Here is a 24,129-nt window from a genome sequence, read left to right as displayed (position 1 = left end):
GCACTTGTTATGATTTTTCTCATGAAAATCGTTAAAAATCTGTTCTATGTAGCATAATTTGTTACACCAATTGTATTAGAATGTTGCTCGCCGTATATTGGCAAAGAAAATTTTAGTTAAATCCTTATAAATTCGGGGCTAGAAACAAAGAGTGAGGTTTGTTGCTGGATTCCGTTTGTTAACAAAGCGTTTACAATTATCTGGGTTGTTACTCGCGATATTTGTTAAATAGATGTTAACTTTTGTACGTTTGGAAGCTGAAATTGGTTATAACAATAAATGCTCAATGGAGCTGAGTGAGCAAGCCCGTGAAAGAAAGAAAGTCAAGACCTGTTAATTTAGATTTACAGACCATCCACTTTCCTATCACAGCAATCGCATCCATCCTACACCGTGTGTCTGGGGTAATTACGTTTGTTGCGGTGGGTATATTACTGTGGTTACTATCCATTTCTCTGTCATCCCCAATGGGTTTTATGGAAGCCGCTGACATCGTCGATAGTTTCTTCGTAAAATTCATCCTGTGGGGAATTCTTACTGCACTTGCCTACCACATCGCAGGTGGTATCCGTCACTTATTGATGGATCTAGGTCACTTTGAAGAACTAGATTCAGGCACGATGAGCGCTAAAGTCGCGTTTGGTGCAACAGCAGTATTATCATTATTGGCGGGGATCTTGGTATGGTAAAACACGTATCTTCATTTGGTCGTAATGGTGTACACGATTTCCTACTAATTCGTGCAACTGCAATCATTATGACGCTATACACGATTTATCTGATTAGCTTCTGTGCATTTTCAGATATCTCTTACGCATCTTGGACCCAATTCTTTGGTGGTACCTTCACTAAAGTATTCACCATGTTGGCACTTGTCTCGATCCTGATTCACGCATGGGTTGGTTTGTGGCAGGTATTAACTGATTACATTAAGTGCGCGAAACTACGTGGCGCACTACAACTTGGTGTTATTGCCGTGCTATTCGGCTATGTCTTCTCTGGTCTATTTATTCTGTGGGGTGCGTAAGTGTCTATTCCAGTTCGTGAGTTTGATGCCGTAGTAATCGGCGCTGGTGGTGCAGGTATGCGCGCTGCACTACAAATTTCAGAACAAGGCCTATCATGTGCTTTGTTGTCAAAAGTATTTCCAACACGTTCTCATACTGTGTCTGCACAGGGTGGCATTACTGTTGCTCTGGGTAACTCGCACAAAGACGATTGGCAATGGCACATGTACGATACCGTTAAAGGTTCCGACTACATCGGTGACCAGAACGCGATTGAATACATGTGTAAAAATGGTCCTGAGTCAGTTATCGAGCTTGAAAAAATGGGTCTGCCATTCTCTCGTTTTGATAATGGTACCATCTACCAACGTCCATTCGGTGGTCAATCTAAAGAGTTTGGTGGTGAGCAGGCTGCTCGTACAGCCGCTGCAGCAGACCGTACTGGTCACGCACTTCTTCACACGCTTTACCAGCAAAACGTAAAACACAAAACAACCATCTTCTCGGAGTGGTACGCTTTGGATCTTGTGAAAAACCAAGACGGCGCAATCATGGGTTGTACTGCGATTTGTATGGAAACGGGTGAAATCTGTTACTTCAAATCAAAAGCAACCATTCTAGCTACAGGTGGTGCAGGTCGTATTTACGCATCGACCACTAACGCGCACATCAACACGGGTGATGGCGTTGGTATGGCACTTCGCGCAGGCGTTCCAATGCAAGACATGGAAATGTGGCAGTTCCACCCAACAGGTATTGCTGGCGCGGGTGTTCTAGTGACGGAAGGTTGTCGTGGTGAAGGTGGTTACCTTCTAAATAAAGATGGTGAACGCTTCATGGAGCGCTACGCACCAAACGCGAAAGACCTTGCTGGTCGTGACGTGGTTGCTCGTTCAATGATGATTGAAATCCGTGAAGGCCGCGGCTGTGATGGTCCTTGGGGTCCACATATCAAGTTGAAACTTGATCACCTTGGTAAAGAAGTACTTGAATCACGTCTACCAGGTATCTGTGAACTGTCTCGTACATTTGCACACGTTGACCCTGTGAAAGAGCCAATTCCAGTAATTCCAACTTGTCACTACATGATGGGTGGTGTACCTACTCAAGTCTCTGGCCAAGCAATTAAGCAGAAGGCCGACGGTAGCGAGATGGAAGTACAAGGCCTTTACGCATGTGGTGAGATTGCTTCTGTATCGGTACACGGTGCTAACCGTCTGGGCGGCAACTCATTACTAGACTTGGTCGTATTTGGTCGTGCTACTGGCTTGCACCTTGGCGAAACGCTAGCAGCGCAAGCAGAAGCTCGTCCTGCAACAGAATCTGATATTGAAGCGTCTCTAGCGCGTACTATGCGTTGGGAAAACAGCACTGGTGGTGAAGATCCAGTTCAGATTCGTAAAGACCTACAAGCATGCATGCAAAACAGCTTCTCGGTATTCCGTGAAGGCGATGCGATGGCAACCGGTCTAGAAGAGTTGAAAGTGATTCGCGAACGTTTGAAAGATGCGCATCTAGCGGACAAGTCTTCAGAGTTCAACACGCAGCGTATCGAGTGTCTAGAACTTGATAACCTGATGGAAACCGCGTTTTCAACTGCCGTTGCAGCGAACTACCGTACAGAGAGTCGTGGCGCACATGCTCGTTTCGATTTCCCTGAGCGTGATGATGAGAACTGGCTATGCCACTCTATCTACAATCCGGAAACAGAAGCGATGACTAAGCGTGATGTGAACATGACGCCAACGCATCGTGAAGCTTTCCCGCCGAAAGTACGTACATACTAAAGGGAGGATACGACTATGAAATTAAACTTCTCTTTATACCGTTACAATCCGGATGTGGATACCAAGCCTTACATGAAAGAGTATACCCTTGAGGTAGACGAAGGCTCAGACATGATGGTGCTTGATGCATTGATTCTGCTAAAAGAGCAAGATCCAAGCATCGCGTTCCGTCGCTCATGCCGTGAAGGGGTATGTGGTTCTGATGGTTTGAATATGAATGGTAAAAACGGCCTAGCGTGTATCACACCGTTATCTGCTCTACAAGGCGATAAGATAGTTATTCGTCCACTACCAGGGTTACCTGTCGTGCGCGATCTTATCGTTGACATGACGCAGTTCTATGATAACTATGCGAAAGTTAAACCATTCTTGATTGATGATGGTGCATTACCACCATCACGTGAGAACCTACAATCGCCTGATGATCGTGCGCATTTAGATGGATTGTACGAATGTATCATGTGTGCATGTTGTACAACGTCTTGCCCATCATTCTGGTGGAACCCTGATAAATTCATCGGCCCAGCTGGTCTTCTCGCAGCGTACCGTTGGCTAATTGATAGCCGCGATACGGCAACAGATGAACGTTTGTCTGATCTTGATGATGCATTTAGCGTTTTTCGTTGCCATGGCATCATGAATTGTGTAAGTGTTTGTCCTAAGGGATTAAATCCGACGAAAGCCATCGGTCACATTAAGTCGATGTTGGTTAATCGTTCGGTTTAATTTACTCGCTCTTAGGAATGTCGCAGTGTTGCGGATCACCCGATATGACCGCTTCACTGCTTCAGTAATATTCGAGTAAAGAATACAAAAATTGCCGACCGTATTTTTAGTCGGCTCTTATAGCTCGGCAAAGACCGAAGCAAACGTGAAAACTACTGGTTAAGGGAAAATATGCACAACGGCGTGATGAAGGCATGGCTCGAGTCTTCACACTTGGCTGGCGCCAATGCAACGTATGTAGAGGACCTCTACGAACTGTATCTAAGTGATCCCGATCTGGTAAGTGAGGAGTGGAAACGTGTTTTTGAAGGCTTGCCTAAGCCATCAGAAGAAGTGGCAGAACAACCACATTCACGTGTCCGTGACTACTTCCGACGACTCGCTAGAGAAACAAAGCATTACAATGTCCAAGTTAGTGACCCAGATGTCGATGCAAAACAAGTAAAAGTTCTACAGCTAATCAACGCATACCGTTTCCGCGGGCATGAAGCTGCAGAATTAGACCCACTAGGTCTATGGCAACGCCCAACAGTGGCGGAGTTAGACCCTGCTTTTCATAATCTTACCGAAGATGACTTCGAAGAAACTTTCAACGTAGGTTCTTTTGCTGTTGGGCAAGAAACCATGAAGTTGAAAGATATCTATGAAGCCCTCAACAAAACTTATTGCGGTTCCATCGGTGCTGAATACATGCACATGACTGACACAGAGCAAAAGCGTTGGATTCAGCAACGCCTTGAGTCTGTCGTAGGCCAGCCATCATTCAACAAAGATGAGAAGCGCACATTCCTAGAAGAGCTAACAGCCGCTGAAGGTTTGGAGCGTTACCTCGGGGCGAAATTCCCAGGTGCAAAACGTTTCTCTTTAGAAGGTGGTGATGCGCTGATTCCGATGACGAAAGAGTTGATCCGTCATGCGGGTACAAGTGGAATGCGTGAAGTGGTTATCGGTATGGCTCACCGCGGTCGTTTGAACATGCTGGTGAACGTACTTGGTAAGAAACCTCAAGACCTGTTTGATGAGTTCGCAGGTAAACACGACGAAACTTGGGGTACGGGTGATGTGAAATATCACCAAGGTTTCTCTGCTGATTTTGCGACTCCAGGCGGTGATGTTCACTTAGCACTTGCATTTAACCCATCGCACCTAGAAATCGTAAACCCGGTAGTCATGGGCTCAGTTCGAGCACGTCAAGACCGCTTGGGTGATAATCAAGGTAGCAAAGTGCTTCCTATCACCATCCACGGTGATTCAGCAATCGCTGGTCAGGGTGTGGTTGCCGAAACTTTCAACATGTCTCTTGCTCGTGGGTTCCAAGTTGGTGGTACGGTACGTATCGTCATCAACAACCAAGTAGGCTTTACGACGTCTAATCCTCGTGACACGCGTTCTACGATGTACTGTACCGACATCGCGAAGATGGTGCAGGCGCCAATTTTCCATGTAAATGCAGATGACCCTGAAGCAGTTGCTTTTGTTACTCGCATTGCATTGGATTACCGTAACGAGTTCAAGCGCGATGTCGTGATCGATCTTGTATGTTACCGTCGCCACGGTCACAATGAGGCGGATGAGCCAAATGCGACTCAGCCTTTGATGTACCAGAAAATCAAAAAGCATCCTACACCACGCAAATTGTATGCAGATGTTCTGATCGACAAAAATGAGTCAGATATCGAGACAGCGACTCAGTTAGTCAATGAGTATCGCGATGCATTGGATCGCGGTGAAGTGGTTGTTAAAGAATGGCGTCCAATGGCGTTGCACTCTGTAGACTGGTCCCCTTACTTAGGGCACGAATGGGATATGGAGTGGGATTCAAAATACGACAAGACACGCCTTATTGAGCTAGGCAATCGTCTGTGTCAGTACCCAGAAAGCCATAAACTGCAAAGCCGTGTTAATAAGCTATACAACGATCGTCTAGCAATGATGACCGGTGAAAAAGCTATTGACTGGGGTATGGCTGAAACATTGGCGTATGCTACATTGGTTGACGATGGCAAGCGTATTCGTCTTTCTGGTCAGGACTCGGGTCGTGGTACTTTCTTCCACCGTCACTCGGTTCTTCATAACCAAACCGATGCAAGCACTTACATTCCATTAGCGAATATTCATGACAACCAAGGGCCATTCCAAGTCTTTGACTCAGTATTGTCAGAAGAAGCTGTGTTGGCGTTTGAATACGGTTACGCAACAGCCGAACCAGGTGGTTTAACTATCTGGGAAGCACAGTTTGGTGATTTTGCCAACGGTGCACAAGTTGTTATCGACCAGTTTATCTCGTCAGGCGAGCAAAAGTGGGCGCGTTTGTGCGGTCTTACTATGCTTCTACCTCATGGTTATGAAGGTCAAGGTCCTGAGCACTCATCTGCACGTTTAGAGCGTTACCTTCAGCTTTGTGCTGAGCAAAATATGCAGGTTGTGGTTCCTTCAACACCGGCTCAGGTGTACCACATGATTCGTCGTCAGGTTGTACGCCCAATGCGTCGACCTCTCATTGTTATGTCGCCGAAATCTTTGCTGCGCCACCCTCTATGTACTTCAACGATTGAAGACTTGGCGGATGGTACATTCCAATCTGCAATTCCAGAAGTAGATGATTTAGAACCAAGCAAAGTGAAACGTGTCGTGTTCTGTGCTGGTAAGGTTTACTTTGACCTACTAGAGCAGCGCCGTAACAACGAGCAAGACGATGTTGCTATCGTGCGTATTGAACAGCTTTACCCATTCCCAATGGAAGAAGTACAAGCAGCAATTGCTCAATACACTAACGTTGAAGACTTCGTGTGGTGTCAGGAAGAACCTCAGAACCAAGGTGCTTGGTACTGTAGCCAACATAACTTCCGTGCCGCTATTCCTGCAGGTGCAAATCTTAAATACGCAGGTCGCCCAGCTTCTGCTTCGCCAGCAGTTGGCTACATGTCGGTGCACTTGAAACAACAAAAAGCGTTGGTTGAAGACGCTCTGAACGTGAACTCAAAAACTTCGAATTAAGAATTAGAAGTTAAAGGAAGAAACAGATATGACAATTGAAATTCTGGTTCCAGATTTACCTGAATCAGTTGCTGATGCAACCGTAGCGACATGGCACAAACAACCAGGCGACGCAGTAGAGCGTGACGAGGTTTTGGTTGACATCGAAACAGACAAAGTTGTGCTAGAAGTTCCAGCTCCGGAAGCTGGCGTTTTAGAAGCTATTGTTGAAGCAGAAGGTGCGACAGTACTTTCTAAACAAATCATTGCTAAATTGAAGCCAGGCGCAGTTGCAGGTGAACCAACTGCAGACAAAACAGAAGGTACTGAAGCATCTCCTGATAAGCGTCACAAAGCTGCGCTTAGCGAAGAAAGTAATGACGCACTAAGCCCAGCAGTGCGCCGTTTATTGGCTGAACATGGCTTAGAAGCAAGCCAAGTGAAAGGCACTGGTGTTGGTGGTCGTATTACGCGCGAAGATATTGAAGCGCATCTTGCGAACGCTAAATCTGCGTCAAAAGAAGACTCGCCAGCAGTGGTTGACGTGCCGGCAGCGGCTCGCAGTCAGAAACGTGTTCCAATGACTCGCCTTCGTAAGACAGTTGCTAACCGTCTGCTAGAAGCGAAGAACAACACGGCAATGCTAACGACGTTTAACGAAGTGAACATGAAACCAATCATGGACCTTCGTAAGCAGTACAAAGATCAGTTCGAAGAGCGTCACGGTATTCGTTTAGGCTTCATGTCTTTCTACGTGAAAGCAGTAACAGAAGCGCTTAAGCGTTACCCAGAAGTAAATGCTTCGATTGATGGCGATGACATTGTTTACCACAACTACTTCGACATTAGCATGGCGGTATCAACGCCACGTGGTCTAGTTACACCTGTCCTAAAAGACTGTGACAAGCTTGGTTTCGCTGATGTTGAAAAAGGCATCAAAGAGCTGGCTATCAAAGGTCGTGATGGCAAGCTAACGGTAGACGAGCTAATGGGCGGTAACTTCACTATCACAAACGGTGGTGTGTTTGGTTCACTTATGTCTACACCAATCATCAACCCACCTCAATCAGCGATTCTTGGTATGCATAAGATCCAAGAGCGTCCGATGGCAGTGGATGGCAAAGTTGAAATCTTGCCGATGATGTACCTAGCGTTATCTTACGATCACCGCCTAATTGACGGTCGTGAATCAGTTGGTTTCCTAGTAACGATTAAAGAGTTACTAGAGGACCCAGCACGTCTCCTATTAGACGTTTAATATCGCTAAAACGTCTAGTTATCGTAGGTAGCTAGACGTTAAAAATTTCAATGGCTAGACTAGCTCAACGTTTGGCCTTCATTTGAATCCTTCAGTATGAGAACTCATGATGAAGGATTTATTTGAGAAGACCCTACAGACGTACAAGCAGCCAAGACTGCAGCGTTATGGAAATAATAAATCCCTTAAGGGAAAAACAAACGGAATATCGAAATGAATTTGCATGAATACCAAGCCAAACAGCTGTTTGCAGAATTCGGTTTGCCTGTGCCAGAAGGCTACGCGTGTGATACACCACAAGAAGCTTTTGAAGCCGCAGGCCGTATTAGTACAGCCAAGAAAGTAGTTAAATGTCAGGTTCACGCTGGTGGCCGTGGTAAAGCGGGTGGCGTAGAGCTACACGATACAAAAGAAGGCGTTAAAGAGTTTGCACAGAAGTGGTTAGGTAAAAACCTAGTGACTTACCAAACTGACGCTAACGGTCAGCCAGTAACAAAAATCCTTGTTGAAGAAGCTTCAAATATTGCGAACGAACTATACCTAGGTGCGGTAGTTGACCGTGCTAGCCGTAAGATTGTTTTCATGGCTTCTACCGAAGGTGGTGTGGAAATTGAAAAAGTTGCGGAAGAAACGCCGGAACTCATCCACAAAGCAGCAATTGACCCACTAGTAGGTCCACAAGCTTACCAAGGTCGTGAGCTAGCGTTCAAACTTGGTCTTGAAGGCGACCAAATCAAACAATTCGTTAAGATCTTTATGGGTCTTGGCACTATGTTCTCTCAGTACGATCTTGCTCTGCTAGAGATCAACCCACTTGTGATTACTGGCGAAGGCAACTTGCTATGTCTTGACGGTAAGATCAACATCGACTCAAACGCACTGTATCGTCAGCCTAAGCTTCGTGAAATGCACGATCCTTCACAAGAAGATGAGCGTGAAGCACACGCAGCTCAGTGGGAGCTGAACTACGTAGCACTAGACGGTAACGTTGGCTGTATGGTTAACGGTGCAGGCCTAGCAATGGGTACGATGGATATCGTAAACCTACACGGCGGCAAACCAGCTAACTTCTTAGATGTAGGTGGCGGCGCGACGAAAGAGCGTGTTGCTGAAGCATTCAAGATCATCCTATCTGATGACAATGTGAAAGCGGTACTTGTTAACATCTTCGGTGGTATTGTACGTTGTGACATGATCGCAGAAGGTATTATCGGTGCGGTTAAAGAGGTAGGTGTAAGCGTACCTGTTGTTGTTCGTCTTGAAGGTACTAACGCTGACCTAGGTCGCGAAGTTCTTGCTAATTCTGATGTTGATATCATTGCTGCTGAGTCGCTAACTGACGCTGCTCAGAAAGTTGTTGCTGCTGCGGAGGCTAAATAATGTCTGTATTAATTAACAAAGACACTAAAGTAATCTGTCAGGGTTTCACTGGTGGTCAAGGTACTTTCCACTCAGAGCAAGCTATCGCATACGGTACGCAAATGGTTGGTGGTGTGTCTCCAGGTAAAGGCGGCCAAACTCACCTAGGTCTACCTGTATTCAACACAGTACGCGAAGCAGTAGAAGCGACTGGCGCAACAGCGACAGTCATCTACGTACCAGCACCTTTCTGTAAAGATGCAATCCTAGAAGCGATTGACGCGGGTATCGAGCTAATCGTAACGATTACTGAAGGTATCCCTACTACAGATATGATCGACGTAAAAGTGAAGCTAGAAGAAACTGGCGTTCGCATGATCGGTCCTAACTGTCCGGGTGTTATCACTCCTGATGAGTGTAAGATCGGTATCATGCCTGGTCACATTCACAAGAAAGGTAAAGTAGGTATCGTATCTCGTAGCGGTACTCTAACTTACGAAGCAGTCAAACAAACCACTGACGAAGGTTTCGGCCAGTCTACTTGTGTTGGTATCGGTGGTGACCCAATCCCGGGTTCAAACTTCATTGATATCCTAAAACTGTTCCAAGAAGACCCTGAGACAGAAGCGATCGTTATGATCGGTGAGATCGGTGGTACTGCAGAAGAAGAAGCAGCAGCATACATTAAAGAAAATGTAACGAAGCCAGTGGTTTCTTACATTGCTGGTGTAACTGCACCTCCTGGTAAGCGTATGGGCCATGCTGGTGCGATTATCTCTGGTGGTAAAGGTACTGCTGAAGACAAATTTGCTGCACTAGAAGCGGCTGGCGTTAAAACTGTGAAATCTCTAGCAGAGATTGGCCAAGGTCTACGTGAAGTGACGGGTTGGTAATCGACCACACTACTTAATAAGTATTAAAAAGCCTGCGACTTCGCAGGCTTTTCTTTTTCCGTTTCCGTGGGTTTATGTTTGTTGTTAGCAAGGTCTTTCGCGTTTAATGCTCAATGCGATTATGCTTTGCTTTTAATCAGCTGGCTCAGCATAAATAAGGATGTTGCGCTGATCACTACAGAAGGGCCGGCCGGTGTATCGAAGTGCCATGATAGGCTAAGCCCCATCAGTACTGCCACTGAGCCAATAATAGATGCGAACAATGCCATTTGCTCTGGTGATGAAGAGACTTTACGTGCTGTTGCTGCTGGGATAATTAGGAGCGAAGTCATGATCAACGCGCCAACGAACTTCATACCTACTGCGATTACTACACCCACCATTAGCATTAACACCAATCGAACTAAGTCTGTATTCACGCCCTCAACAGCGGCAAGTTCTTCACTAACAGTGCTAGAAAGCAGTGGGCGCCAGAAGACGTACAAACACGTACTCACCGCAACAACACCTGCGTAAATAAACATCAGATCTTGTGGAGAGACGGCAAGTAAGTCCCCAAATAGGTAGCTCATTAAATCGACGCGCACGTTTTCCAAAAAGCTAACCGATACTAAACCGATAGAGAGTGCACTGTGTGCCAAGATACCTAACAACGTGTCTGTAGCCACAAGTTGTTGCTTTTGCAGAGTGACAAGCAAAACGGCCAGAGCTAAACAGCAGACGAGTAGCGCAAGGTAGAGATTTACGTTGAGCAAGAAGCCCAGCGCTAGGCCCATTAACGATGCATGAGCTAGGGTATCTCCGAAGTAAGCCATTTTACGCCAAACGACAAATGACCCAAGTGGACCGGCAATGATCGCGATACCAATACCAGCAAGAATAGAAGGTAGGAGAAACTCAATCATGATGGTGATGTCCGTGTTTATGGTGGGAGCATGATATCGCATCACCGCTTACTGGCGTTCCGGATAAATCGTGATGATGGTGCTCATGGTCGTGATGATAAAACGCGAGAGACTCTCTCGCTGCATTGCCAAATAGTGCGATGTAAGAAGGGTGCTGAGTAATAGTGGCAGGTGAACCTGAGCAGCAAACATGGTGATGCAGACAAATAACATCGTCCGTTTTCGCCATCACTAAATGTAAGTCATGCGATACCATAAATACGCCACAATCAAAGCGGTGACGAATGCTCTCAATTAAGTCATAGAGATCGATTTGACCTTGGATATCCACCCCCTGAGCTGGTTCGTCTAATACCAATAGCTGAGGACGTTGAAGCAGAGCGCGAGCCAGTAACACTCGTTGGTTTTCACCACCGGATAAGCGATGCATATTACTATTAAGTAAATGTTCAGCGCCAACAAGCCGTAATGCATCAATGCACTCCTGCTTACTGTATTTTCCTGCTAAATTTAGAAAGCGGGTTACATTCAATGGAAGGGAGTCATTGAGCTTCAACTTTTGAGGAACGTAACCAATTTTCAGTTTTCTTTGTCGGTTCAACTTGCCGCTAGTTGGCTTTTGAAGACCTAAGATAACTTTGACTAACGTTGATTTTCCCGCTCCATTGGGACCAATTAGGGTAGTTATTTTGCCCTTTTCTAATTCCATACTAATGTTATCGAGAACTCTGCGGCCATCGAACTCGACGCATAACTGCTCAAGATGGACTAAGGAAGACATGAATGAAACTCATTTGTAAATCAATAATGTTATAATGTAACATTATCTCACTTTCCACGCCATATCCCAAGTAAAACTATGAAAAGAGCATTAATTCTTGCTGCCTCAGCAATGTTAACACTGCCAGCACAGGCGGTAACGGTACTGACGAGTATCAAACCTATTCAGTTGTTAGTAACAGAGCTTACTCAAGGAGTAACTTCACCAGACGTGCTATTGCAGTCTAACACATCACCCCATGACTATGCTTTGCGTCCATCGGATGTTAAAAAGGTCGCTTCGGCTGATTTGGTTATCTGGTACGGACATGATCTTGAACCGTTTCTAGAGAAAGTTGTTTCGGATAGATCGAATACTTTGACTATTAGTCAAATTCCAAATCTAGAATTGCGTGAATTTGATAGTGAGCACAACCATGACCATGATGGGCACGATCATGGCTCACATGATCCGCACTTTTGGCTAGGTGTAAGCCAAGCACAACAAGTGGCCAAGGCTGTTGTGAATCAACTTGTATCACTTGATCCGGAAAATGCAGCTCAATATCAAGCGAACCTCAAAAAGTTTGAACTCGAGCTAAAAGACACTGACCAACAGATAAAGCAGAAGCTGGCACCAGTAAAAAGCAAAGGTTACTTTGTATTCCATGATGCTTACGGTTATTTCGAAGATCGTTATGAACTAAATCAAATGGGGCATTTTACTGTGAGCCCAGAACGCAAGCCAGGAGCGAAGACCTTAATTCAAATTCGTCAAAAGCTAAGTGGTGGAGATGTGGCTTGTGTATTTTCTGAACCTCAGTTTACCCCGGCTGTCGTTCAGAGCGTAATGAGAGGCAGTGATGTCGCTAAAGGCGAGCTTGACCCGTTAGGGAGTACAATTGAAGCAAAACCTGGCAGTTACTTTACTTTTCTCAACAATATGGCGAATAGTTTTGAGCAATGCTTGAACAAAAAGTCAGATTAAGTGCTGTCGTAATGTAGGAGTAGTCTTTTTAACGTGATCCAGTAGTAAGAATTACAACCTTTGGTAAGGCGAGCCTTTTCTCAGAAAGTAATTGAGATATCATTACCAATAATTATCAGCTCAAAATAACCGTATAAATCCATGTTTTACAAACGATGAACGGTCACTTTCAGAGCACAAATTGATACAAAAGGTTTTCGTCTTGCTACGCCAATTAGCCCTTGCTCTGTTGGGCTTTATCTTATCCTACCAAGCATTTGCGCTTCATAATGCAAATGCAATCTTTTACCCTTTGCCAACTCAGGCAAAGGGTACTTTTATCGCGGCTAAAAAGTTGTTCTTGGGTGAAAAGGGCGGTTTGTGGATTCATGACGTACACGGGAGAGTCCTGTTTTACGATGGTCAAACTATATTGCCTAAATCAGGTAGCTTCCTACAAACGTCGGCCAAGCAGTTGGCTTATCATAAAGGTGCTTTTTGGACCTTTATTGAAAATGAGGTCTATCGAACTTATCCAAATCAGGAGCGACGTTTAGTCTTTAGTTTAAATCCAGGCTCACAAATAAGAAAAATAGGGTCTTCAAAGAACTATATTTGGGTGAGTGATGGCGCGCATTTCTATACCTACAATATCGACACTAGCGAGTTAAACTCTTTCTCTCTATTGCAGCTCTATCAACATAGTAATAATAGCTACGTTTACATTAATGATGCGGTGCTAGTTGAAACGAAGTGGGCACTAGCAACGACTTCCGGCTTCTATCTTTCTGAAGGTGATAAGTTTGACCATGTCGCTGCCTCAGGTCAAAACTACATTGAGAAAGTCTATTATTCACACACGCGAAGAGAAATTTTGATAGGTACATTGCGTGGCGCTTTAATTTTCAACATTTACCAGCCTGATAAAGAAGTGATTAGAATTGGCGGCTCACATGTTTTGACATTCGCAGAGACAAATCAAGAGTATTGGGTGGGGACAGAGCATGGCCTTTATTTGTACTCATTTTTTTCAGGTGAGGTCACCGAAGTCGCGCCTGCAAGCTTTCTTGAGTTAGAGTTAGATAACACGAAGATTTATTCGTTGTTGAGCGACAATATGGGAGGGATGTGGATTGCGACTAACCAAGGTATTCGTTATTACTCGCTATTTAGTAAAAAATTTGAACGAGTGACCTTTAGTAGTTATGACTCACACACCCTATCAGGACGAATTCGGCAAACTATTGAAGGTCCTGATGGTGCGCTTTGGTTTGCTGATGACCGAAAGATTTATCGTTCAGGAAAGAGTGGGATTAACCAAGTCTTAGAGTTGGAGTCGCAGATCAATGAATTTGCGTTTCAAAACGGCATGCTTTGGCTTGCAACCTCAAAAGGGCTGGAAATATTTGAGCTAAATGGTCTCAACAAGATTACATTTCCTTATTTACAGGTTATGGCTGGACATGCCGTAGAGCATGTGACCGTTGATGGTGATGACCGTCTTTGGGTATCAAGCGGATACCATCTTTACAATGTTGATACTGCTGCACAAAGCGTACGAAACTTTGGAAGTGAGTGGCTAGTAAGTCAGTATTTGCCTGCTAAGGTTACGCGCCTATATGATACTGAAGACGCCCTATTAATAGGCACCGATCATGGCGTATACCAATACAGTAATGACAACATCCAGTTTATCCGTTTTTCAGAAAAGTTTGGTGAATCATTAGACATGACCACGGCGGTTGATGGCAGCCAGTGGTTTGCTTCATCTTATGGTGTGTTTAAAACTGATACACGAAGCGATGAAAAACGTGTTGTTGAAATGAGTGAGCCCAACGCCAGACCTGCTTGCTTGATCAGAGACAGGCAAGGTGTATGGTTAGCTTCCTCTGTCGGTTTAAGCTATTACCACCTTTCGGGTGAGTTAGTGAAACATTACTCATCGTCATCAGGCTTAATGAACAATGAGTTCCTCCCTGGTATTTGTAGCGTTATACAGCAGACAGAAATTGGTGAGCGAGAGCTTGTTCTGGGGTCGAAGTACGGACTCGTAAAAGCAGAAGCATCCAAGCTGCTTGTATCTAATCCCCCAGAGTCTAAGTTTATTGTTAGCCAAGTAGTGCTTGAAAATGAAGTTCTGCAAGTTGGTAGTGCCGATCTGAATGGGCTCACACTGCCATATGGATCTTCGCTGAGTTTTTTATTCGGTGTGATGCCAAAACCAGACAGTCAAAATTTGTACTATCGATTGAACAACGATGACCCATGGCAAACGTTAGAGGGGGGCCAACTGACACTCGAGCACCTTAGTTCCGGTGAATATCACTTGCAGGTCAGTAATGAGTCTCAAGTTGCCACTGGAGTCGTTGGTTTAGAATCTCACTTTATCGTCCTTCATCCTTGGTATCTATCGCGATTTGCTATTTTAGGCTTTGTCGTAGCTAGTATTGCGGTCGTCGCATTACTTGTTTTCTGGCGCTCTCGCTACGTTGTACAGGCTAACCGTGATCTAGCAGCTCAAGTGACTCTCAAAACGAATCAGTTAAGACATCAAAGTAGAGTGTTGCTTACGAGCAACCAGCAATTACGTAAACAGATTCAAGTTAGAAACCTACTCGTAGACCATGTAGCTCTATCCATAAAATCAAGCGTCGACTTTATTGTGGCGAAACTACCTATGCCTCTGGATACTGCGACAGAGGATCATTTGGCTAAAACGAATTGGCAGTTAAATGAACTCAAAAGTGTTCCAAGTGATGTAAGTGGTGGGAGTCAGAACTACAACTTGAGTCAGATAACTCAGTCAGTGGTTGATGTATGGCAAGATGACTTTGCAAAAGCGGGTATTTTGGTAGAGCTAGAAGATGAGAGCAAGCAGAGCCGGGTTGCTCTGGAAAGTTTTAATCTTGATGTTATTTTCAATAGCATTTTTGCCAATATCATCAAGCGCTCTTTCCGAGGTCAAACGGTTAGAATTATGCTAGAAGAGGGACATGATATTGTGTCATTGAGCTTTCTTGATTACGGGACGCAATTACCTAATAAAGTCGCGACTGGGCTTCCATCTAACTTAAATCACTCTGAGTTGAGTATTGACCACCTTGCCCAACTAGTGACAACGAGTGGTGGTTATTTGGCTGTCTTCTCTTCTGATGCTCAAAACAAAGTCGAGATTACATGGCCATCTGCGAAGGAAAGGAGTTATCTGGATGAACCGCAGCAAGAACTCAATCCTGTAACTATTGCAGAAGATCAAGTCACACCAGAGAAAGAGTGGTTGCAAAAAGTCTATCAATTAGTGGCAGAGCATTACCATGATCCTGAATTTGGCACTGCGTCAGCCGCTAAAATGCTGTATATGTCTGAACGCTCTTTACAGAGACGTTTTAAATCTGCCTCGTCAAGAACGTTAAAAGACTATGTCACAGAGGTTCGTTTGGAAACGGCGTGTGAAAAGTTATTGGCGGGTGAGAAAATCAGTGAAGTCGCCTTTAACTGTGGCTTTAATGATCCATCTTACTTTAGCCAAAAGTTTAAGCTGCATTTTGGTTTGCCCCCTTCCAAGTTTGCTTTGACTCAAGAAAGCCAAGAAATTAACTAGAAAACCTTCATTATACGCTCCCTAATTAATAGTTAAGATGCTGGGGAGCTGCATACAGTGCTCTATTATTGCTGCAGTTGCTAACGCAGTAAGTTTCATTGTTTCTTCATCACATCTAGCCTACAAATCCATTCTCAACACGTAAGCACGATCACGTTCTATCTGTTAGTCGCGATGTTCATAGCAATAAGCATAAATGGCTTCAAGAGAATGATTTACTGATAGTTGCAACAAATAAATGACAGTTGTATTGCTGTATCAAAAGAGCGTTGTTCATTTGGGGGAGTGATGGCATGCGACATTCGTGAAAACGAAAACTGTGTTGAAAAGATGGATAAGGTAAAGAAGTTTTGAAAGAGGTGAAAAAAATATCGTGGTATAGCCGGGGGGACTATACCACGGGTGTCAAGGACACCTTCGCTTGCTGCCGGAGTGACATGTTGCCATGCCACCTCTGGAATTTATTAGAGAGGTTGCCCTCTCGATGGAGTAACTATACGAGAGGTTACTTATTTTTCTTATAAAAATAACGCCATGTTTATATGAGAAAAGCGACAACGTTTTGTTTTTTAATTAACCCACTGTTTTAATTTGCATTTTTTGTTTTCTATCTTGGTTTGTGACATTTTTGTTTCGTTAGGTGTCATTTTTAATTGTTAATTTTGACGTAAATAACGAGAGGAAATTTACGAAGTTAACGTTTGAAAGCGTGAAAACATTTACGGAATCTTTGATTTCACACAAGGATTGAAGGGGTATAGGGGAGTAATATTGGCAACCTAAACTTATTAAATAATAATATTTCTCATTAGCAATACTCTTAAGGGCCACTATGAAGTTATCAGAGATTAATCCTGGCGATACGGTGACGATTCGGTTGTTAGATGGTCTTTCATCAGATATCAGAAAGAAACTCATGGTAATGGGGCTGCTTCCCAATACAGAAGTCAAAGTGATTCGACGTGCGCCAATGGGCGATCCTTTACAAGTCGAAGTCCGTGGTGTGTCTGTCGCATTGCGAGAAACAATTGCTCAGAAAATTGAAGTGGAGCGAGTGTAATGCAATATCAAGTGCTAACCGTAGGTAACCCTAATAGTGGTAAAACGACGCTATTTAATGGTTTAACTGGCGCAAAACAGCAAGTTGGTAACTGGGCAGGCGTCACGGTTGAAAAGAAAACGGGACAATTCAAGCATGCTGGGGATGAGTTTTTGCTCACTGACCTTCCGGGTATTTACTCATTAGACAGTGGTAATGATAGTAATAGTATTGATGAATCCATCGCATCGCGTGCGGTTCTAACTCATCCTGCTGATCTCATTATTAACGTGGTGGATGCTACAAGTTTAGAGCGCAGCTTATATATGACGCTGCAACTTCGCGAACTTGGTCGCCCTATGATTGTTGTCCTCAACAAGATGGATGCGCTAAAGCGTGAACGTCAGATGATTAACGTTGCAGAGCTTGAGAAAACGTTAGGTTGTCCGGTTGTCAGTTTATCTGCAACCAATAAAACTCAAGTGGCAGAGTTTAGAGAAAAGCTCCATAAATCCATCGTTCAAGGAGTGCCACTTAAAGAATTGTCTTTGCATTACGGTGAGAAGATGGAGTCGGCAATTCAAACGGTTTCCGCACTTTTTAACGACCAAAACGTCGCTCATCGTGCACTAGCGATTCGTGCGCTTGAAAAAGACACAATGGTGCTCAATAGTCTTTCTGATATTGATAGAAGCAAAGTCTTGGAAGTCATTACGACGTTAGATTTGGATATCGATTTGCATGTCGCGGATACTAAGTACACGCATCTGCATGAACAGTGTAAAAAAGTTCGCCGAAGCGAAGGCAAGTTAAGTCGTAGTGTGACTGAAAGACTCGACCAGTTTATTTTGAACAAGTGGATTGGAATTCCTTTCTTCTTTGTTGTTATGTACCTGATGTTTATGTTCTCGATTAACATCGGTAGTGCATTTATCGACTTTTTTGACATTGGTGTGGGCGCATTGTTGGTTGATGGTGGGCATCACTTGTTAGACGGTCATTTGCCTGTGTGGTTAGTGACGGTTCTTGCTGATGGTATCGGTGGTGGTATCCAGACGGTTGCAACCTTCATTCCGGTTATCGCGTGTTTGTACCTGTTCCTAGCGGTACTTGAGAGCTCAGGTTACATGGCTCGTGCAGCATTCGTACTAGATAAAGTGATGCAGAAGATCGGCCTACCGGGCAAAGTATTTGTACCGTTGGTTCTTGGTTTTGGCTGTAACGTACCGTCAATCATGGCAACTCGTACTCTAGACCAAGAACGTGAGCGTAAACTGGCTGCATCTATGACGCCATTTATGTCATGCGGTGCTCGTCTGCCTGTATACGCGCTATTTGCTGCGGCATTCTTCCCAGGTTCTGGCCAGAACATTGTATTCGCACTTTACCTACTTGGTATTGTGGCAGCGATCTTCACAGGTCTTTTCCTTAAGCACACGCTTTACCCAGGTAGCAGTGATAGCCTAGTAATGGAAATGCCAGACTATGAGCTTCCGACGCTACAAAACGTGGTGATCAAAACTTGGCAAAAGCTAAAGCGCTTTGTACTTGGTGCAGGTAAAACCATCGTTATCGTTGTTGCTATTCTGAGTTTCTTCAACTCATTGGGTACTGATGGCAGTTTTGGTAATGAAGACAGCGAAAACTCGGTGCTTTCTAAAGCTGCGCAAGTTGTAACTCCAGTATTCGCGCCAATCGGTGTTCAAGAAGATAACTGGCCAGCGACGGTTGGTATCATTACCGGTATCTTCGCAAAAGAGGCGGTAGTTGGTACGCTTAACAGTCTATACACCACGCCAAGTGACGGTGAAGACGCAGAATTTGATCTAATGGGCAGCCTAGAAGAGGCAGTAATGAGTATCCCTGAAAACTTAGCCGGTTTGAGCTACTCAGATCCACTAGGCATTGAAGTGGGTGACTTAACTGACTCAAATGCCGTTGCCGAAGAACAAGAAGTCGATGCTTCTATCTTCGGTAACATTAAATCGCAGTTTGCTTCTGGCAATGCCGCATTTGCTTACCTAATCTTTATCCTACTGTACACTCCTTGTGTGGCGGCGATGGGTGCTTACGTACGTGAGTTTGGTCATAAGTTCGCACGCTTTATCGCGGTTTGGACAATGGGCTTGGCTTACCTATGTGCGACGTTCTACAACCAATTGACGCATTTCGCAGATAGCCCAGTAACAAGTGGTATTTGGATGGCTGTGATCGTAGCTATCTTCTTTGGCACATACCGTGTGTTCAAACAAGTTGGTAAGAAACAAAACGGTGCATTAGAGGCGCAAGTAGCATGATTTTAAAAGAGCTTTATCAATACATTGCAGACAAAGGAACCGTCTCCCAGTCAGATCTGGCTAAACAGTTTGGGATGAGTGAAGATGGCGCCGACGCGATGTTAAACGTGTGGATTAAGAAGGGCAAAATTAGCCGCCTAGTCGACACTAATAAAGCTCATGACGTGACTCGTGTTCGCTACTCAGTGACTAAACAAGATGGTTTGTCTCTGACAGTCACCATGTAGCGACTATCAAAATTAGTCACCTAAAAATTATCACGTAAAAACGACAAAGCCGCATCAGCAATGATGCGGCTTTTATTTTGCTGGTTATTGTTTGTGAATACAGCGAAATTAATGTTCTTCAGAGTGTTTAGTCGCGCCTAACTCTAGGAACTTTAAACCAAGACTTAAAACTAAAATCGAAATAGGTAATGTTAAGATCGTCCAATCTAAGCTGTCGAAGTTAATCAGCACGAGCTCTAAGAACTTCACAAACAAGATCACGATGATGACTTCAGCCAAAATGTTTTTTAGATGGCCGATGTTTGGGGTTCTGATCCAATGCAAAACCGACTGCTCTTGTGTTTTCGCTTTAGCTTTGTTGGAAATAAATAGTGTGTAGATGCCGTGAGCAAAGATGAACAAAACTAGTGCGACAAGAAACGTATCCAGTGACTTGATCAAATAAGCGATCGCGATGTCTGCTTTATCTAAATGTGCGAGTGCTTCTGGAGGTGTTTGATTGAGAATGAAGACCGCAAATGCCGAATAGGTTTTTGCTGCACCCATAAGAAAAAGCAAGAATGAAGCAGCCATAGAACAGATAATGGCGATCCAGCTGACGTATCGGAATGTGTTGAAGACTTGTTTCATGATGACCCTCTCTAACTGAGCTGGTAGTCTAAACAAGTTTTATTTTAGTGATAATCCCAGAAAAATGAGAAAGATTGTTACAAATACGTATTAATCTTTCTCTGTCTATTTCAGCCGTATTCAAAGGCGAATTATTTTCGCTAGCAGTGCTTATGCTTTTTGGAAAATAGAACTCAGTGACAGCACATTTTTAATGCGACCAAGCAATTCGTTTTGCTCTTCTTCTGTACGGAATTCACCTTTGGTGTTACCCCAAACCGGTCCCGGCCATGCTACGTCATCTTTGAAGCGAGCAATATGGTGAATGTGCAGCTGTGGCACTATATTACCTAGCGCACCAAGGTTTAGCTTGTCTGGACGGAATGTTGCTTCCAGTGCTTGGCTTACCGCTTGAGACTCTAGCAAAAACTGTTGCTGTTCTTGCATTGGCAAGTGGTGAAGCTCTTTTAGGTTTGCACGTTTAGGGACCAAGATAACCCATGGCACGGCGTTATCTTTATGCAGAAGCGCCACACACAGTGGGAAGTGGCCGATAAAGGTGGTGTCTTTTGCCAGTTGAGGGTGCAGTTCAAAACTCATTATGTTGTCCGATTTGAATTGAATGACATCAGTATACGCCAGATAAAACAAAAGGTTGACGCTTTCACGTCAACCTTTGTCATCATTTAGCTTGTGCTACTTAAGCTACCTACGTAAAAGCGGATTACATACGCTCTAGAGTATCAATACCTAGTAGAGACAGACCTTGCTTGATGGTCTTCGCTGTTAGCGCAGCTAGTTTCAGACGGCTTTGTTTCACAGCTTCGTCTTCAGCAACTAGGATAGGGCACGCTTCGTAGAAACTAGAGAACTGACCTGCTAGTTCGAATAGGTAGCTACACATGATGTGCGGTTGGCCTTCGCGAGCGACAGATTGAACCGCTTCTTCGAACTGCATAAGTTTAGCAATAAGTGCTTTCTCTTTCTCATCAGTGATTTTGATGTCGCCTTGGAGAGCGTCCATAGCAACACCAGCTTTAGCGAAAATAGAAGCTACGCGAGTGTATGCATATTGCATGTATGGTGCTGTGTTACCTTCAAACGCTAACATGTTGTCCCAATCGAACACGTAGTCAGTCGTACGGTGTTTAGATAAGTCAGAGTATTTAACCGCTGCCATTGCAACTGTTTTAGAGATCTTCTCTTTTTCTTCCGCATCTAGCTCAGGGTTTTTAGATTCGATCAGTTGTGCTGCACGAACTTCTGCTTCATCTAGAAGGTCGGCAAGGCGAACGGTACCACCCGCACGAGTCTTGAATGGCTTACCATCTTTACCAAGCATCATGCCGAACGCGTGGTGCTCAAGAGATACTGACTCAGGTACGTAGCCTGCCTTACGAACAATTGTCCAAGCTTGCATTAGGTGCTGGTGTTGACGTGAGTCGATGAAGTAAAGCACACGGTCTGCGCTTAGCTCTTCATAACGATATTTTGCACATGCGATGTCTGTTGTTGTGTATAGGAAACCGCCATCGCGTTTTTGAACGATAACGCCCATTGGTTCGCCATCTTTGTTCTTGTATTCATCTAGGAATACAACTTGCGCGCCATCATCTTCAACGGCAAGACCTTGTTCTTTTAGGTCTGCAACGATCTTAGGAAGCATGTCGTTGTACATGCTCTCGCCCATCACGTCGTCACGAGTCAGTGACACGTTTAGACGGTCGTAGTTGCGCTGGTTTTGGATCATGGTTACATCAACGAGTTTTTTCCACATTTCTGCACAGTACTCGTCACCGCTTTGCAGTTTCACAACGTAGTTTCGCGCTTTCACTGCGAATTCTTCGTCTTCGTCGTACAGTTTCTTAGACTCACGGTAGAAGCCTTCAAGGTCAGCCAGTTCCATAGAAACTTCGCCAGACTCTTGTTGTACACGCTCAAGGTTTGCGATAAGCATACCGAACTGAGTACCCCAGTCGCCGATGTGGTTCGCACGGATCACTTTGTGACCTAGGAACTCAAGAGTACGTACTACCGCATCACCGATGATGGTTGAACGTAGGTGACCAACGTGCATTTCTTTAGCTACGTTTGGTGCAGAGTAGTCAGCAACGATAGTTTGAGCTTCGTCTGCTGCAACGCCAAGACGTGAGTCAGCCAGTGCTGCTTCCGCTTGTTTTGCTAGGAACTCTTCGCTTAGGAAAATGTTGATGAAACCAGGACCAGCGATTTCTGTCTTGCTTGCAATACCATCTAGGTCTAGAACATCCAGTACTTTCTGTGCAAATTCTCGTGGGTTAGTACCCAGTTTTTTAGCAACGCCCATTACGCCGTTTGCTTGGTAGTCACCAAATTGTGGCTTTGCTGATTGGCGTACTGCCGCAGGACTGCCTGCAGGTGCGCCAGCGGCTTCTAGAGCCTGAGATACTTTGTCATTAATAAGTGCTTGGATATTCACACGCGTTTCCTTCAATTCAAGGACGAAGAACTCGGCGAAGTAAGTGCCGAGTTCTGTTGGAGTTCACAAAAATGGGGCTAATGATAACAACTTTATTGCTTTTCATACAGAGAGGAATTGGGGAAATTTATACTTTTTCGATTGAATGGAAATGTGGTTTGGTTTGCGTTTACTATTGCGCTCAGAGTAATGAGATAAATCGCCCCAAAAGAGAACCACAATGACGACTCAACTAGTTGAAAAACGCCTAGCGCCTAAATTGATGATCCAAGATCTGGATGCATTTATGGCGAAGATTGAAGAGCTTGCATCCCTGTTAAAACTGGATCTGAGCTTTGCTCAAGCTGACCATATTGCGCTGCGAATTAATGATACTGAAACAGCAAAAGCCGCGCATGAAGCATGGAATCAATACGGTAAGGTGATTTCACAAGCGAAAATCAACGGTCGTCCAATCATCGTTATCGAATTCGACAAAGCGTTGGAAAGCCGTGGTTGGAAGATTGAGTGTCTGGAATTGCCATACCCTGCGGAAGGCAAAATCTACCCAAATGAAAGCTGGGAACATGTGGAGTTTGTGATTCCGTCTCATGCCGAAACTGCAGACGAGTTTCTTGCTGATTTGAAACACACTTACCCAGCGTTTGGCGCGCGTTTTAATGAGTTGGAAGAGCTAGGTGTGAAGATCAAACTGTCGAGCCCGAAAGGGGATGGCGAACGCTTGAACAACCCAACCGTGGCGTTTAAGTACCAAGGCATTTGTATCAAACTGCACCCGCATTCACTTAAGCGTATTGTGGAGTCTGAGCAGGCGTAAAACGCTAGAGTGAGAATTGCTGAGTTGCGAGAGGTAAAAAGGGAGCCGAGGCTCCCTTTTCGTAAGCGAATCACTATTTAGCCGGTGATTTGCTTTTTGGGTTGGTAATGGAAAGTTTTTTGCCTTTCAACTCTTTATTTAGAGTGAGTGTGAAAGTCTTTGGAAACGGCATTCGTTTACAATGATCAGCCTTGTCTCTAACGATAGTAATAAGAGCTTCTGTCTGTGAGCTTTGCTCTATTTTTAGGCTAAAGTCCTCGTTTTCACTGCAGCCGTTAGACTCTGTGATAAATGAAATTTGACTCTCACTTGTCCTATAAGTCTCTACCATCATTGCTTGGTGCTCAGACGTCTGGTTTGTTTGCAGTCCTGCGTTTGCTGAACATGCAGTTAAACTGATAGTGCCCAAACCAAGTAGGAATATCTTGAGTCTATGTTTCATCT

At 44.5% G+C, this 24,129-nt stretch carries 20 protein-coding genes; 14 read left to right on the top strand and 6 right to left on the bottom strand.

The window, feature by feature from the left end; translation table 11 throughout:
* The first annotated feature begins 296 nt into the window (after positions 1-296).
* The 8 genes from sdhC (at position 297) to sucD (ending at position 10,006) form a co-directional block, all read left to right on the top strand.
* Positions 297-689 (top strand): succinate dehydrogenase cytochrome b556 subunit, encoded by a 393-nt coding sequence (sdhC, locus tag R7Z10_RS13405; protein WP_017634811.1) that lies wholly within the window; start codon positions 297-299, stop codon positions 687-689.
* The gene (gene sdhD / locus R7Z10_RS13400; RefSeq protein ID WP_005382169.1) at positions 683-1,027 is read left to right on the top strand and encodes a succinate dehydrogenase, hydrophobic membrane anchor protein; all 345 of its coding nucleotides are present in this window, start codon (positions 683-685) and stop codon (positions 1,025-1,027) included. Before sdhC ends, sdhD begins: the two co-directional genes overlap by 7 nt.
* The gene (gene sdhA / locus R7Z10_RS13395; protein WP_005382172.1) at positions 1,028-2,794 is read left to right on the top strand and encodes a succinate dehydrogenase flavoprotein subunit; all 1,767 of its coding nucleotides are present in this window, start codon (positions 1,028-1,030) and stop codon (positions 2,792-2,794) included. It begins immediately after the preceding gene.
* A gap of 15 nt (positions 2,795-2,809) precedes the next feature.
* Entirely contained in the window at positions 2,810-3,520 is a 711-nt protein-coding gene (locus tag R7Z10_RS13390; RefSeq protein ID WP_005382174.1) for a succinate dehydrogenase iron-sulfur subunit, read from the top strand.
* A 171-nt stretch (positions 3,521-3,691) separates the two neighbouring features.
* A complete protein-coding gene (gene sucA, locus R7Z10_RS13385; protein ID WP_005382176.1) occupies positions 3,692-6,517 on the top strand; it encodes a 2-oxoglutarate dehydrogenase E1 component in 2,826 nt (941 codons plus the stop codon).
* A gap of 28 nt (positions 6,518-6,545) precedes the next feature.
* On the top strand, positions 6,546-7,754 hold the full coding sequence (odhB, locus tag R7Z10_RS13380; RefSeq protein WP_005382177.1) for a 2-oxoglutarate dehydrogenase complex dihydrolipoyllysine-residue succinyltransferase: 1,209 nt from the start codon (positions 6,546-6,548) through the stop codon (positions 7,752-7,754).
* Positions 7,755-7,967: 213 nt separating this feature from the next.
* Complete coding sequence (gene sucC / locus R7Z10_RS13375; RefSeq protein ID WP_005382179.1) at positions 7,968-9,134, top strand: ADP-forming succinate--CoA ligase subunit beta; 1,167 nt, start codon at positions 7,968-7,970, stop codon at positions 9,132-9,134.
* Positions 9,134-10,006 (top strand): succinate--CoA ligase subunit alpha, encoded by an 873-nt coding sequence (gene sucD / locus R7Z10_RS13370; protein ID WP_005382181.1) that lies wholly within the window; start codon positions 9,134-9,136, stop codon positions 10,004-10,006. The genes sucC and sucD overlap by 1 nt, the downstream gene beginning before the upstream one ends.
* A gap of 119 nt (positions 10,007-10,125) precedes the next feature.
* On the opposite strand, the gene znuB is transcribed toward sucD, so the two are convergent.
* Both znuB and znuC read right to left on the bottom strand, forming a co-directional pair.
* Complete coding sequence (gene znuB, locus R7Z10_RS13365) at positions 10,126-10,911, bottom strand: zinc ABC transporter permease subunit ZnuB (RefSeq protein WP_318105035.1); 786 nt, start codon at positions 10,909-10,911, stop codon at positions 10,126-10,128.
* On the bottom strand, positions 10,904-11,692 hold the full coding sequence (znuC, locus tag R7Z10_RS13360; RefSeq protein WP_017634809.1) for a zinc ABC transporter ATP-binding protein ZnuC: 789 nt from the start codon (positions 11,690-11,692) through the stop codon (positions 10,904-10,906). The genes znuB and znuC overlap by 8 nt, the downstream gene beginning before the upstream one ends.
* A 78-nt stretch (positions 11,693-11,770) precedes the next feature.
* Here znuC and znuA point away from each other — a divergent pair, with 78 nt between their 5' ends.
* The 5 genes from znuA (at position 11,771) to R7Z10_RS13335 (ending at position 19,801) form a co-directional block, all read left to right on the top strand.
* Entirely contained in the window at positions 11,771-12,658 is an 888-nt protein-coding gene (znuA, locus tag R7Z10_RS13355; protein WP_176310841.1) for a zinc ABC transporter substrate-binding protein ZnuA, read from the top strand.
* A gap of 202 nt (positions 12,659-12,860) precedes the next feature.
* Entirely contained in the window at positions 12,861-16,238 is a 3,378-nt protein-coding gene (locus R7Z10_RS13350; RefSeq protein WP_213893643.1) for an AraC family transcriptional regulator, read from the top strand.
* Between the two features lie 832 nt (positions 16,239-17,070).
* Positions 17,071-17,298 carry a FeoA family protein gene (locus tag R7Z10_RS13345; protein ID WP_005382190.1) on the top strand — a complete coding sequence of 76 codons (228 nt, stop codon included), beginning with the start codon at positions 17,071-17,073 and terminating at the stop codon, positions 17,296-17,298.
* Positions 17,298-19,574: a Fe(2+) transporter permease subunit FeoB gene (gene feoB, locus R7Z10_RS13340; protein WP_318105029.1), complete on the top strand. Its 2,277-nt coding sequence runs from the start codon at positions 17,298-17,300 to the stop codon at positions 19,572-19,574. The genes R7Z10_RS13345 and feoB overlap by 1 nt, the downstream gene beginning before the upstream one ends.
* A complete protein-coding gene (locus R7Z10_RS13335; protein WP_005382192.1) occupies positions 19,571-19,801 on the top strand; it encodes a FeoC-like transcriptional regulator in 231 nt (76 codons plus the stop codon). Before feoB ends, R7Z10_RS13335 begins: the two co-directional genes overlap by 4 nt.
* 108 nt (positions 19,802-19,909) lie before the next feature.
* Here the strand turns inward: R7Z10_RS13335 and R7Z10_RS13330 are convergent, their stop codons facing one another.
* From R7Z10_RS13330 to argS, 3 genes are all read right to left on the bottom strand, one after another.
* Positions 19,910-20,431: a YqhA family protein gene (locus R7Z10_RS13330; RefSeq protein ID WP_005382193.1), complete on the bottom strand. Its 522-nt coding sequence runs from the start codon at positions 20,429-20,431 to the stop codon at positions 19,910-19,912.
* A gap of 150 nt (positions 20,432-20,581) precedes the next feature.
* A complete protein-coding gene (locus tag R7Z10_RS13325; protein WP_318105026.1) occupies positions 20,582-21,010 on the bottom strand; it encodes an HIT domain-containing protein in 429 nt (142 codons plus the stop codon).
* A gap of 124 nt (positions 21,011-21,134) precedes the next feature.
* A complete protein-coding gene (gene argS, locus R7Z10_RS13320) occupies positions 21,135-22,868 on the bottom strand; it encodes an arginine--tRNA ligase (protein ID WP_025517318.1) in 1,734 nt (577 codons plus the stop codon).
* A 220-nt stretch (positions 22,869-23,088) separates the two neighbouring features.
* Between argS and R7Z10_RS13315 the strand changes: the two genes are divergently transcribed.
* Complete coding sequence (locus tag R7Z10_RS13315) at positions 23,089-23,685, top strand: VOC family protein (protein WP_017819945.1); 597 nt, start codon at positions 23,089-23,091, stop codon at positions 23,683-23,685.
* 73 nt (positions 23,686-23,758) lie between these two features.
* On the opposite strand, the gene R7Z10_RS13310 is transcribed toward R7Z10_RS13315, so the two are convergent.
* Positions 23,759-24,127 (bottom strand): hypothetical protein, encoded by a 369-nt coding sequence (locus tag R7Z10_RS13310; protein WP_171343123.1) that lies wholly within the window; start codon positions 24,125-24,127, stop codon positions 23,759-23,761.
* Between the last annotated feature and the right edge of the window lie 2 nt (positions 24,128-24,129).

Source organism: Vibrio sp. Vb1018, assembly GCF_033338775.1.
Lineage (GTDB): Bacteria > Pseudomonadota > Gammaproteobacteria > Enterobacterales > Vibrionaceae > Vibrio > Vibrio alginolyticus.
Note: the sequence above shows the minus strand (reverse complement) of the source record. Positions and strands in the feature narration are given on the sequence as shown.